Annotated in this window: 11 protein-coding genes; 7 read left to right on the top strand and 4 right to left on the bottom strand. The window is 54.6% G+C overall.

Annotation, left to right across the window (positions count from 1 at the left end; genetic code table 11):
• The first annotated feature begins 77 nt into the window (after nt 1-77).
• Nucleotides 78-1,733, top strand: a complete 1,656-nt coding sequence (locus ABGB15_RS10945) for a glucan biosynthesis protein D (protein ID WP_215722030.1) — start codon at nt 78-80, stop codon at nt 1,731-1,733.
• Nucleotides 1,734-1,800: 67 nt separating this feature from the next.
• Here ABGB15_RS10945 and ydcK read toward each other — a convergent pair whose 3' ends face one another.
• On the bottom strand, nt 1,801-2,781 hold the full coding sequence (gene ydcK / locus ABGB15_RS10940; RefSeq protein WP_215722031.1) for a YdcK family protein: 981 nt from the start codon (nt 2,779-2,781) through the stop codon (nt 1,801-1,803).
• A 122-nt stretch (nt 2,782-2,903) separates the two neighbouring features.
• Between ydcK and tehA the strand changes: the two genes are divergently transcribed.
• Nucleotides 2,904-3,905 carry a dicarboxylate transporter/tellurite-resistance protein TehA gene (gene tehA / locus ABGB15_RS10935; RefSeq protein WP_215722032.1) on the top strand — a complete coding sequence of 334 codons (1,002 nt, stop codon included), beginning with the start codon at nt 2,904-2,906 and terminating at the stop codon, nt 3,903-3,905.
• Nucleotides 3,905-4,498, top strand: coding sequence for a tellurite resistance methyltransferase TehB (gene tehB / locus ABGB15_RS10930; protein ID WP_215722033.1), 594 nt, complete (start codon nt 3,905-3,907; stop codon nt 4,496-4,498). The genes tehA and tehB overlap by 1 nt, the downstream gene beginning before the upstream one ends.
• On the opposite strand, the gene pepT is transcribed toward tehB, so the two are convergent.
• The gene (pepT, locus tag ABGB15_RS10925; protein WP_215722034.1) at nt 4,495-5,724 is read right to left on the bottom strand and encodes a peptidase T; all 1,230 of its coding nucleotides are present in this window, start codon (nt 5,722-5,724) and stop codon (nt 4,495-4,497) included. The two genes, tehB and pepT, sit on opposite strands and share 4 nt — an antisense overlap.
• Nucleotides 5,725-5,835: 111 nt before the next feature.
• Between pepT and ABGB15_RS10920 the strand changes: the two genes are divergently transcribed.
• Both ABGB15_RS10920 and ABGB15_RS10915 read left to right on the top strand, forming a co-directional pair.
• On the top strand, nt 5,836-7,428 hold the full coding sequence (locus ABGB15_RS10920; protein WP_152081073.1) for an ABC transporter substrate-binding protein: 1,593 nt from the start codon (nt 5,836-5,838) through the stop codon (nt 7,426-7,428).
• Nucleotides 7,429-7,566: 138 nt separating this feature from the next.
• Nucleotides 7,567-8,241 (top strand): DUF3313 domain-containing protein, encoded by a 675-nt coding sequence (locus ABGB15_RS10915; RefSeq protein WP_152081074.1) that lies wholly within the window; start codon nt 7,567-7,569, stop codon nt 8,239-8,241.
• A 33-nt stretch (nt 8,242-8,274) separates the two neighbouring features.
• Here ABGB15_RS10915 and ABGB15_RS10910 read toward each other — a convergent pair whose 3' ends face one another.
• On the bottom strand, nt 8,275-9,171 hold the full coding sequence (locus ABGB15_RS10910; protein WP_152081075.1) for a DMT family transporter: 897 nt from the start codon (nt 9,169-9,171) through the stop codon (nt 8,275-8,277).
• 173 nt (nt 9,172-9,344) lie between these two features.
• On the opposite strand from ABGB15_RS10910, the gene ABGB15_RS10905 reads away from it, so the two are divergent.
• Entirely contained in the window at nt 9,345-10,217 is an 873-nt protein-coding gene (locus ABGB15_RS10905) for a helix-turn-helix domain-containing protein (RefSeq protein WP_215722035.1), read from the top strand.
• Here the strand turns inward: ABGB15_RS10905 and ABGB15_RS10900 are convergent.
• Entirely contained in the window at nt 10,197-11,456 is a 1,260-nt protein-coding gene (locus ABGB15_RS10900) for a benzoate/H(+) symporter BenE family transporter (RefSeq protein ID WP_369064274.1), read from the bottom strand. The genes ABGB15_RS10905 and ABGB15_RS10900 overlap by 21 nt on opposite strands.
• Between ABGB15_RS10900 and ABGB15_RS10895 the strand changes: the two genes are divergently transcribed.
• Complete coding sequence (locus ABGB15_RS10895) at nt 11,455-11,982, top strand: helix-turn-helix domain-containing protein (RefSeq protein WP_215722036.1); 528 nt, start codon at nt 11,455-11,457, stop codon at nt 11,980-11,982. The two genes, ABGB15_RS10900 and ABGB15_RS10895, sit on opposite strands and share 2 nt — an antisense overlap.
• Nucleotides 11,983-12,056: the final 74 nt, after the last annotated feature.

Raw genomic sequence — 12,056 nt, 5'->3', positions numbered from 1 at the left:
GGCTGTGCGTTCTTTCTTGCCGTCATTTCGCCGGGCGCGAAACTCATTCACACGACCATAAGGACGTTTTCTCAGGCATGAATCGCAGACGTTTTCTAAAAGGCTCGCTGGCAATGGCTGCCCTGAGCGGCACTTCTGGCCTCGCTTCACTGTTTTCCCAGGCAGCATATGCTGCTGATTCCGACATCGCCGACGGTCAGAGCCGTCGTTTTGACTTCTCCGTGCTGCAATCCATGGCTCACGACCTGGCGAAAACTCCGTGGGGAGGTGCGCCGCGTCCGCTGCCGGAAACCCTGGCGACTATGACGCCACAGGCTTATAACGCCATTCGGTACGATGAGAAACAGTCGCTGTGGAACAACATTGAAGGCCGTCAACTGGACGTGCAGTTCTTCCATATGGGAATGGGGTTCCGCCGCCGCGTGCGCATGTTCTCCCTGGATCAGGCGACCTCCCAGGCGCGTGAGATCCATTTCCGGCCGGAGCTGTTCAGCTATGGCGATACGGGTGTTGATACCCGGCAACTGGAAGGGCAAAGCGATCTCGGTTTTGCGGGCTTCCGCGCCTTTAAAGCGCCTGAACTGGCGCGTCGCGATATCGTCTCTTTCCTGGGGGCAAGCTATTTCCGTGCTGTGGATGATACTTACCAGTACGGCCTGTCTGCGCGTGGTCTGGCGGTAGATACCTTTACCGACACGCCGGAAGAGTTCCCGGATTTCACCGCATTCTGGTTTGAAACCGTCAAGCCAGGCGACACAACCTTTACCGTTTATACGCTGCTGGACAGCCCGAGTATCACCGGTGCCTATAAGTTTGTGATCCACTGCGAGAAGAGCCAGGTGATCATGGAGGTGGAAAACCATCTCTATGCGCGTAAAGACATCAAACAGTTGGGCATCGCGCCGATGACCAGTATGTTTAGCTGCGGCAATAACGAACGCCGCATGTGCGACACCATTCACCCGCAAATCCACGATTCTGACCGCCTGGCCATGTGGCGCGGTAATGGCGAGTGGATCTGCCGCCCGCTGAACAATCCGCAGAAACTGCAGTTCAATGCTTACATGGACAAGAACCCGAAAGGCTTTGGTCTGCTGCAGCTTGACCGCGATTTCTCGCACTATCAGGACATCATGGGCTGGTATAACAAGCGCCCAAGCCTGTGGGTGGAGCCGCGCAACAACTGGGGGAAAGGCTCTGTGGGTCTGATGGAGATCCCGACCACGGGTGAAACACTCGATAACGTGGTGTGCTTCTGGCAGCCGGAAAAAACGGTGGAAGCGGGTGATGAGCTTAACTTTAAATATCGCCTCTACTGGAGCGCGCAGCCTCCGGTCCGTTCACCGCTGGCAAATGTTTACGCCACACGCACCGGTATGGGTGGGTTCCCGGAAGGGTGGGCACCGGGTGAAAATTACCCGAAAGTGTGGGCTCGTCGTTTTGCCATTGATTTTGTCGGTGGCGATCTGAAGGCGGCAGCACCGAAGGGGATTGAACCGGTGATCACCCTCTCCAGCGGCGAAGCGAAGCAGGTTGAGATCCTCTACGTTGAGCCATTTGACGGGTATCGTATTCTGTTTGACTGGTATCCAACGTCGGATTCAACGGAGCCGGTAGATATGCGTATGTTCCTGCGCTGTCAGGGTGATGCCATCAGTGAAACATGGCTGTATCAGTATTTCCCGCCCGCGCCGGACAAACGTAACTACGTTGACGATCGCATCATGCGTTAATCTCGTGAAATGTGCCGGGTAAAGGCTTCGCCATACCCGGCCTGAATGAGGTTAGCGTCGACAGGCGTTATAGCGCGCCCAGCAGGGGCGTGCGGGTGATCCGCTGAGTCCCATTGATCACCTTTTCCCCGCGAAGATGAATGCTTTCTCCCGCAAAGGCTTCGATAACCGCATCATCGGTGATTTCAACCCGATGCTCGATCAACACGTTGCCGAAGATGCGGGCGCGCCCCTGAATAACGACTTTATCGTCAATCAAAATGGGCCCTCCGCGTAGCCACGCCTGTCCGCCAATCAGTACATGATGTTTGATCACGCAGTTACCCTCGACAACGGCGTTTTCCGCCACCTGAGAGCTGTAGCGCAGGGTGGGGATAGCGTCATCGTCCTGGCCCGCAATCAGACGCGCATTGCCATAAACTTTGGCACAGTCGCAAACCCAGACGTTATTGAGATCGTTTCCGTCGAGAACCGCGCGATCAAACACCTCTGCGCGGTGCTCAATAAAGGCATAATTCACCATGGCGTCGCCGTAGATTTGCGCCTGATGTACAACACGGGACTGGCTCACCGTGGCGTTATCGTAAATCTTAAGGATCTGTTCGTGGTCGGGCGTAAGCCCTTTCGCCGCGATGACCTGGCTGTGATGAAGAATGCGGGCGTTGCCATAAATGTGGCATTCGCCGCGGATAGCGGATTGCTGTATAGTGACGTTGTCACTTATTTTTGCGCCGTGGCTGACCTGCGCGGCATCCAGCCAGCTATTGCCGCCAACCTCAGCATGATGGCTGATCACGCAGGGCTGGGTGAGACGGGCATTATCGACGATTTTTGCCCCGGCAAAAACCACGCTGTTTTCATCGTATATCCAACAGTTTCCGTCCTGTGCGAGGGCGCTCTCATCCTCGATCCAGCCGCCTTTCGTCCCGCTGACGATATCGTTAAAATCAGCCGTGGCAATAATCTGCCTGAGCGTGGCCGTTGATACTGTCTCGCCGTTTTGCCAGTGCCAGAGACGAGTTTCCTCGCTGAGTCGGTACTTTTTCATTATGTGATCTCTGATAAGCGTCTTAACTAAACGTAGCAAAGATTAGGCTTTTCGAAGTGCTGGCATCCGCTGTCGAAACCCCTTAAAATGGCATTTAAAATACATTTTAAACTTTAAAATAAATGCATAAATCTAACAATCCTCAACAGGTCCTTAACATGCCCGCAGGCTACTTTGGCATGGTGTTGGGGATCATCGGGATGGGCTTCGCCTGGCGCTATGCCAGCACGCTCTGGCCAGTCACGCGCTGGCCGGGGGATGTTCTGGTTGGGCTGGCGGTGGCCGTCTGGTTTTTGCTGACGGTGGCGTTTATCAGCCGTGCGATGCGTTTTCCGCATAGTGTCATGGCAGAAATGCGTCATCCGGTGATGAGCAGTTTTGTGAGTCTTTTTCCGGCCACGACAATGCTGGTCGCGATCGGTTTTGTGCCCTGGTGTCGTGCCATTTCTCTGGTGCTGTTCGGCACTGGCGTGGTGATACAACTGAGCTATTCCGCCTGGCAAAGCGCCGGACTCTGGCGTGGCAAGCACCCGGAGGAGGCCACCACGCCGGGCTTGTATCTGCCGACCGTGGCAAACAACTTTATCAGCGCAATGGCCTGCGGTGCGTTAGGGTTCAGGGATGCCGGTCTGGTATTTCTGGGGGCAGGCGTCTTTTCCTGGCTCAGCCTTGAGCCGGTGATTTTGCAACGCCTGCGCAGCGCCGGAGAACTGCCTCCAGCCCTGCGCACTTCATTGGGCATTCAACTGGCCCCCGCGCTGGTGGCCTGTAGCGCCTGGTTTAGCGTCAACGGTGGTGAGGCCGATACCTTTGCCAAAATGCTGTTCGGCTATGGTTTGTTGCAACTGCTGTTTATGCTGCGCCTGATGCCGTGGTATTTGTCGCAGCCGTTTAATGCTTCGTTCTGGAGCTTCTCGTTCGGTGTGTCAGCCCTGGCAACCACCGGCCTGCATCTGGGACAGAGCAGCCCGTCGGGTTTCTTCCATGCGATAGCGATCCCGCTGTTTATTTTCACCAACATCATCATTGCGATGTTGTTGGTTCGTACATTTATCTTGCTGATGCAGGGCAAACTCCTGGTGCGCACTGATAAAGCACTGCTTATGCAATCTGAGGAAAAATAATGACTGTTGATGAAAGCTACTTCACCGATAAGTATGGTCTGACGCGTACCCATTCAGAGGTGCTGTACAGCGCGGAGATCGTTAAACCGGGCAAAACCCTCGATCTGGGCTGCGGAAATGGCCGTAACAGCCTCTACCTCGCGGCTAACGGTTACGATGTGACGGCGTGGGACAAAAACCCGATGAGCATCGATAACATCGAGCGCATTAAAGCGGTGGAAGGCATTACCAGTCTGCAAACGGCGATTAAAGATCTCAACAGCCTGAGTTTTGACGGCGAGTATGATTTTATTCTCTCCACCGTGGTGCTGATGTTCCTGGAAGCAAAGACCATCCCTGGTCTTATCGCCAATATGCAGCGTTGCACCAAACCGGGCGGCTATAACCTGATTGTTGCCGCGATGGATACGCCGGATTACCCGTGCACCGTGGGCTTCCCGTTCGCCTTCAAGCCTCAGGAACTGAGCCACTACTATGAAGGCTGGTCGCTGCTGAAATACAACGAAGAGGTCGGTGAACTGCACCGCACCGACGAGAACGGTAACCGCATCAAGCTGCGTTTTGCCACCATGCTGGCGCGTAAGCCCGCTTAACGGGCGGCCAGCAGGCAAAGCTGCAGGGCGGTGTGGTAAGACGCCTCGAACGACGACAGCGGTAAAAACTCAAACTTCGAATGGAAGTTGTGCGCGCCGGTGAAGAAGTTCGGGGTGAGCAGCCCTTTAGCTGAAAGCGCGGCACCGTCTGTGCCTCCGCGCATCGGCGTTGGTTTCGGGGTGATCCCGAGCGTTTTCATTGCCTCAAACATCAGGTCGATAGCGCGGCGGTCTTCGCCAATGGCATTGCTGATATTGCTGTAGGTATCCTCAATGCGATATTCCACTTTGGCTGTTGGATACTGTGCGGCGATCGCCGCTGCGACATCGGCAATGTGCTGCTTGCGGGCAGCAAATTGCGTTTTATCAAAATCACGAATATTCGCTTTCAGCACGGCCTCGTTTTGCCCCGCCTGGATGCCGTTAAACCAGATATAGCCTTCACGCCCTTCGGTGCACTCAGGCGTTTGCTGTCGGTCGAAATGGCTGATGAAGTCAGTTGCCATGAGCAGTGGGTTCACCAGCACGCCTTTGGCGGACATCGGGTGCGCCGTCACGCCGGTAAAGCGTATTTCGGCGGCTGCCGCGTTAAAGTTTTCGTAAACAATTTCCCCCCGCTCGCAGCAGTCAATTGTCCAGGCAAAATCGACGTCGAAGCGTTTTAGATCCAGCGCCTTTGCGCCGCAGAGGCCGATCTCTTCATCCGGCACAAACGCGACCACAATATCGCCATGCCGATCTTCCGGCGTCAGGTTTTCCAGCAGGGTCATTACCACGGTTACCGCCGCTTTATTATCTGCGCCTAATACGCTGGTCCCGTCGCTGAAAATAATCTCTTCGTTGGGATAGGCCAGAATTTCCGGGTGCTCTTTCACCCGCAGCCAGATCGCTTTCTCTTTATTCAGACAGAGGTCTTCACCGGTGAACGTTAATATTTGTGGATGAATATCCGGTGATAAACCGACGTCAACCGTATCGATATGGGTAATAAAACCAATACGCGGCGCGCCCGCAACATTGCCTTTTTTTACGGCCGTTACCGTGGCAAATTCATCAATCACAATGTCGTCTAAACCCAGCTGTGCCAGCTCTTTCGCCAGCTCTCGCGCCATGTCGTGTTGGCCTGGCGTTGAGGGAAGGGTTTTCACTTTCGCATCGCTCTGGCTGGTGATGGCGAGATAGCGGAAAAAGCGGTGCGTTAATTGTCTGGAAAGTGCGGAGCGCATAGTGATTCTCTCTTTTTTGTTTTATCAGGTGTTTGCATTCTCACTTTAATGTTATTTATGAAATGGCAAAAGAATTAATTAGCCGTCGAATTAAAAAGACAGGAATAAATGATGAAAAGCAAACTGACAACATTCACGCTGGCGCTTGCTGCACTGACGGTCAGTTCCACCGTCGCCGCAAAAACGCTGGTGTATTGCTCCGAAGGGTCACCGGAAAATTTCAATCCTCAACTGTATACCTCTGGCACCAGCGTGGATGCCAGCGCGGTGCCGGTCTATAACCGTCTGGTGGATTTTAAACCGGGAACCACGGAGCTGGTGCCGAGCCTGGCGGAACGCTGGGAGGTAAGCGAGGATGGCAAGGTTTATACCTTCCATCTGCGCAAGGGCGTGAAATTCCAGAGCAACAAAGCCTTTAAACCGACGCGCGACTTTAACGCTGACGATGTGATCTTCTCCTTCATGCGTCAGAAAGACGTCAACCACCCGTACCATAACGTCTCCAACGGCAGCTATTCCAACTTCGAAAGTCTGGAGTTTGGCAGCCTGATTACCGCCATCGACAAGGTGGATGACCACACGGTGCGCTTTACGCTGGCACACCCGGAAGCGCCGTTCGTGGCGGATCTGGCCTGGTATTTTGCCTCGATACTCTCAGCAGAGTACGCCGACGCGATGCTGAAAGCCGGAACGCCGGAAAAGGTCGATATGGAGCCGATTGGCACCGGACCATTTAAGCTGGCACAGTACCAGAAGGATTCCCGTATCCTGTTTACTGCCTTCCCGGACTACTGGCAGGGCAAATCAAAACTGGATCGCCTGGTGTTTACCATTACGCCCGATGCGTCAGTGCGTTTTGCGAAAGTGGAGAAAAATGAGTGTCAGGTTATGCCGTTCCCGAACCCGGCCGATCTGCCGCGTATGAAAGCGAACAAAGACATCAACCTGATGAGTAAGGACGGGTTGAATACCGGTTTCCTTGCGTTCAATACCCAGAAGCCGCCGCTGGATAACGTCAACGTCCGCCAGGCACTGGCTATGGCGATCAATAAACCGGCCATTATTGACGCGGTGTTCCACGGCACGGGGACAGCGGCGAAGAACCTGCTGCCGCCGGGCGTCTGGAGTGCGGACAGCGAACTGAAGGATTACGACTACGATCCTGAAAAAGCAAAAGCCCTGCTAAAAGAGGCCGGATTTGCTGACGGCGTGAGTATCGATTTATGGGCAATGCCAGTTCAGCGCCCGTATAACCCGAACGCCAAACGTATGGCCGAAATGATTCAGGCAGACTGGGCGAAAATCGGCGTCCACGCGAAGATTGTCACTTATGAGTGGGGTGAATACCTCAAACGCGTGAAGGGCGGTGAACACCAGGCAGCCCTGATGGGATGGACAACGGCGACAGGCGACCCGGATAACTTCTTCGGCCCACTCTTTACCTGTACCTCTGCGAATGGCGGCTCGAACTCATCGAAATGGTGCTATAAGCCGTTTGATAAGATTATCGCCGAGGCAAAATCGATAACCGATCATGATAAACGCGTGGCGCTATACAAAGAGGCGCAGCAGATGATGCACGATCAAATGCCCGCGGTGATGATTGCCCATTCGACGATTTTCGAACCGGTGCGCAAAGAGGTTACAGGCTATGAAATCGATCCGTTTGGCAAACATCTGTTCTGGCAGGTGGATATAAAATAGTCGTTTTTCACTGCCCGGCACATGGCCGGGCACTCTTTTCGCAATTTGTGCTGCCATCGTCATTTTTTGCCACAACAAGTCCTCCCCGTTTTTGCTATAACTTCAAATGCATACTTGCAGATAACATGGAATTCCATCATGCGTACCCACACTTTTTTTAAAGTTGCAGTGCTTTCTGGTCTGTTGGCGTTAGCGGGTTGTTCATCAAAAGTCGCGGCTCCCGAACAGTATTCAGGCTTTTTAAAAGATTATTCCGGCTTGCAGCAAACAACGTCTGCGACAGGTAAACCGACCCTGCGTTGGGTAGATCCTTCCTATAACGAAGCAAATTACGACAGTATTATCTGGACGCCGATTACCTACTATCCGGTGCCAAAACCGACCACCCAGATTGGTCAAAAAACGCTGGATGAGCTTCTGGCGTACACCAATACCAAAATGAAAACAGCGATTGGCCAGCGTAAGCCGATTGTGACGACGCCGGGTAAACATAGCCTGATTTTCCGTGGGGCTATCACCGGGGTGAGTTCGCAGAAAGAGGGGCTGCAGTTCTATGAAGTGGTTCCCGTCGCGTTAGTTGTTGCGGGGACGCAGATGGCAACCGGTCACCGCACGATGGATACCCATCTCTTCTTTGAGGGGGAACTGATTGACGCCGCAACCAACAAGCCCGTCATGAAAGTGGTGCGTAAAGGCGAAGGTAAAGAGCTGGCGAACGAAAATACGCCGATGGGCTTCGCCACGCTGAAACAGGTTGTTGACGACCTGGCGACCGATGCCACCATGTTTGATCTGCATAAAACGGCACAATAATAAAAAGGGCCTGCAATATTGCAGGCCCTTTTTTTACGCCATACGAAGGCGTCTGAACCAGGTTTCTGGTTTCGTAAACATCACCATATTTCCGCCCAGAATCAGCAATAACCCAATAATCCCGTTTATATGCCACACATAGCCTTCATAAACCGTTGAGATAGAGAGTGCCACTAACGGGAACAGCAGGGTGCTGTAGGCGGCTTTGCCGGGGCCAATACGGCCTACCAGCGTAAAGTACGCGCCAAAGGCGATCACGGAGCCAAACAAGGCAAGGTACAACAGCGCGCCAATGTAGCTCACGGTCCATTCCGGCATAAAGCTGTCGCCTCTGACGAGCGCGATCGCACCCATTACGGCTGTCCCGTAGAGCATCGCCCAGGCGTTGGTGGTCATCGTCTCCAGCCCGTTGCGCTGGTGGCGCATGCTGATCATATTCCCCAGCGAGAAGCCATAAGTGCCGAGGGCAGAAAGGCCAATTCCCGTCAGTAGCGAGGCACTCCAGCCGCTTGCCAGCAGATCGTCCCAGAAGAGGGTGATGATCCCAATGAGACCCAGCGCTGCCGCCGTCCAGAACCGCGCAGGAGGGCGCTGGCCGAAGAAGATAAAGCTGTTGATGGCGTTATAGAGTACAGCCATGGAAAAAATGACCGATTCCAGCCCGGTATTGATGTGTGCGGCGGCAGTATAAAAACACCAGAAGTTAAAACAGAACACGCAGCAGCCCTGAAGCATACAGAAGAGATGATCCCTGAACGCCAGCCTGCGCAAGCGGCGGAGAGCAACTAAGACTATCATCATCGCGGCGCTGGCGACGGCGAAGCGCCAGAAAATGGAGACCGGTGCGGCAACGGGGCCCTGCTGGAGGAAAATGGCGATCCAGGTGGTTCCCCAGATAACGACGACCAGACCATAAAGTAATGCGTTCATTGTTTCTCTCTTTTCACACGGCGAAAACCCTATTGTGGCGAGAGGACAGGTGCCTGGCTTTCACCCGTTTGCGGTGGACTTGCAAAATCTTGCGCTTTTTTATTCCGGGAGATCTGGCAACGCGCGGCAACACTTCTTAGACTGACAGTCTGATTAATCACTTGTTAACGGCTATGTCTCGCGCTTACGACACCTTTGAAACGTTACGCCAACAGAATGCGGTGCTCCGGGAAACCGTCGCGCTTAACTCAGGCATCCAGCTGGCGGCGTGGTACAACAAGCACGATACAATAACGGTTAAAAGCAACCATCATACCCTGAGCCTGTATGTGGCAGACGGCTATGAGAGCTATCAAAAGACACCGGGTGGCTGGAAGAACGGTGGCGGGCCCGATCGTTTTTGTCTGATGCCAAAAGAGAGCGAATCCACGTGGGATATTCGTGATGACCTGTCGTTTGTCCATCTTTACTGTACTGATGAACATCTGCGGGATGTCGGGGAAAAGATCTGGGACAAGCGCCCGCTGTCGCTGACCCTGGATGAAAAAATCTTTGGCAGTGATGCGAAAATTACCGCGCTGTATCGTCAGTTTCTGCTTGGCTGTGACTGGCAGCAAAAGGCCAACCAGCTCACCCTGAGCACGGCCTCTACGCTACTGCTGACGCATTTGTTGCAGAATTACTCCAGCGTGCAGTGGAAGCTGCCAGTGGTCACCGGCGGGTTGTCGCCGTTTGTACTGCGCAACGTGCTGGCTTTCATTGAAGAGAACCTTGCGCAGCCGCTGACGCTGGCGGAACTGGCCGATCAGGCTGCGCTCAGTGAGTACCACTTCGCCAGAATGTTTCGTCAGTCGATCGGGCTGGCACCCCACCAGTATGTGATGCAGCGGCGGATGGAGAAAGCCAAATCGCTGGTGCAGAATACGTCGATGCCGCTTACCGATATTGCGCTCGCCTGCGGGTTTAATTCTGCCAGCCACTTCAGCAACCGCTTTCGCAGCGTCATGGGTATCACACCTTCCCGGTTACGTGCGGCGAACGCGTAAAAGCACGGTGTAGCACAACCCTCCCAGCACCAGCCCCCAGAATGCCGAACCGATGCCCAGTAGCGTGACGCCGCTGGCGGTCATCAGGAAGGTGACGATTGCCGCATCGCGTTCCGCTTCGTGATGCAATGCCTGATACAAACTCCCGCTGATGGTGCCAAGAAGCGCCAGCCCTGCCAGTGTCTGGACTCCGCTCAGCGGCAGGGCGGACATCAACGCAGTGATTGAACCCCCAAACAGCCCCGCCAGCAGATAAAACACGCCCGCTGCAGCGGCAGCCAGCCAGCGCTTGCTGGCATCCGGATGCGCGTCCGGGCTCTGGCAAATCGCAGCGGTGATAGCGGCGAGACAGATGGAATAGACGCCGAAGGGCGATAACAGCAGCGCCAGCCCGCCGGTAAAGATCATCAGCGGCGAAACGGGTAAGGGAAAGCCTGAGGCTTTCATCGTGGCAAAGCCGGGCGCATTCTGCGAGGCCATCGTGACCAGGAAGAAGGGCAGACCAATGCTCACCAGGCTGGTGAGGGTGAACGTGGGGGCGATAAATTCTGGCATAACGACAGTCAGGGTGAGATTTTTAGTGACAACGTCACCTGTCGCCCATGCCACCATACCGCCAGCCAGCAGGGTGGCAACCATGGCGTAACGGGGTGCAAATGCCTTTGCCACCAGCCAGGCCATCAGCATACTGCCACACAGCAGAAGATTTCCTTCAAGGTGGCTAAACGCCTGCAGACCAAACCGCAGGAGCACGCCTGCCAGCATGGCAGCGGCAAGCGAATGGGGGATCAGCTTCATCAGGCGAGCAAATAACCCGGTTACACCACAAAACAGAATGAGTGCGTTGGCAAAAATAAAGACGCCGATAGTTTCAGCAAGCGTGACGCCGTGCAGGCTGGTGGCAAGCAGCGCTGCCCCTGGCGTAGACCAGGCGGTGAGCACCGGGGCTTTATACCACCATGACAGGGCGAGCGTACTCAGGCCCATTCCGATCCCAAGAGCGGTCATCCACCCGGCGATCTGTTGCGCGCAGGCACCCGCTGCGGCAGCCGCTTGCCAGATAATGGCGGCAGAGCTGGCGTATCCCACCAGGACGGCAACAAACCCGGCAAGCACGGCGGGAAAGAGATGCGTTGAGGTGCGCATGAAAACTCCATTGTGCGTTATAACGTCCACGCTAAGGTAACACTGTGCGTTATAGCGTACAAGTGGTATGCTTACCACAACGGGAGGCCCCATGGACATTACACAACACCTTGCATCCACGCTGAAATCACTGCGCCAGGCGCGTGGGTGGAGTCTGTCGAAGCTGGCGGAAGAGACGGGCGTGTCAAAAGCGATGCTTGGACAAATTGAGCGCAACGAATCCAGCCCGACGGTCTCGACGCTATGGAAAATCGCCACCGGGCTGAATGTGCCGTTTTCCGCGTTCATCACGCCGGAAACCGATCCGCAGGCGGTGTTTGATCCCCAGCAGCAGGCAATGGTGGTGAAACCCTTGTTTCCCTGGGACGATGCGCTGAAGTTCGACCATTTCTCTATTACGCTGGCACCTGGCGCGTTCAGTGAGTCGACACCGCATGAGGCAGGGGTCATTGAGCATGTGGTGGTGATAAGCGGTGAGCTTGAGATGAATATTGAGGGAAGCTGGCGCACGCTTTACGCCGATTCCGGGGTCCGTTTCGCAGGCGATAAACCGCACGCATACCGCAACAGCGGCACCCGGACGGTACATTTTCACTCCCTTATCCATTATCCCCGCTGAAGGCACGCAAAACTGTTTCGCTGACGCAGACTTCTGAATACAATAGCCGCCATTTTGACCATAACGGATAACGA

Source organism: Enterobacter sp. MALB-1, assembly GCF_041021625.1.
In the GTDB taxonomy this organism is placed as follows: domain Bacteria; phylum Pseudomonadota; class Gammaproteobacteria; order Enterobacterales; family Enterobacteriaceae; genus Enterobacter; species Enterobacter oligotrophicus.
This window is presented reverse-complemented; position numbering and strand designations above follow the sequence as displayed.

What these genes read in the sequence shown, in the direction of transcription:
- tehA (WP_215722032.1), top strand. Translation starts at nt 2,904, where the DNA reads ATGCATAAATCTAACAATCCTCAACAGGTCCTTAACATGCCCGCAGGC.
- ABGB15_RS10920 (WP_152081073.1), top strand. Translation starts at nt 5,836, where the DNA reads ATGAAAAGCAAACTGACAACATTCACGCTGGCGCTTGCTGCACTGACG.
- ABGB15_RS10905 (WP_215722035.1), top strand. Translation starts at nt 9,345, where the DNA reads ATGTCTCGCGCTTACGACACCTTTGAAACGTTACGCCAACAGAATGCG.
- ABGB15_RS10895 (WP_215722036.1), top strand. Translation starts at nt 11,455, where the DNA reads ATGGACATTACACAACACCTTGCATCCACGCTGAAATCACTGCGCCAG.
- ABGB15_RS10910 (WP_152081075.1), bottom strand. Translation starts at nt 9,171, where the DNA reads ATGAACGCATTACTTTATGGTCTGGTCGTCGTTATCTGGGGAACCACC.
- ABGB15_RS10900 (WP_369064274.1), bottom strand. Translation starts at nt 11,456, where the DNA reads ATGGGGCCTCCCGTTGTGGTAAGCATACCACTTGTACGCTATAACGCA.
- ABGB15_RS10915 (WP_152081074.1), top strand. Translation starts at nt 7,567, where the DNA reads ATGCGTACCCACACTTTTTTTAAAGTTGCAGTGCTTTCTGGTCTGTTG.
- ABGB15_RS10945 (WP_215722030.1), top strand. Translation starts at nt 78, where the DNA reads ATGAATCGCAGACGTTTTCTAAAAGGCTCGCTGGCAATGGCTGCCCTG.
- ydcK (WP_215722031.1), bottom strand. Translation starts at nt 2,781, where the DNA reads ATGAAAAAGTACCGACTCAGCGAGGAAACTCGTCTCTGGCACTGGCAA.
- tehB (WP_215722033.1), top strand. Translation starts at nt 3,905, where the DNA reads ATGACTGTTGATGAAAGCTACTTCACCGATAAGTATGGTCTGACGCGT.
- pepT (WP_215722034.1), bottom strand. Translation starts at nt 5,724, where the DNA reads ATGCGCTCCGCACTTTCCAGACAATTAACGCACCGCTTTTTCCGCTAT.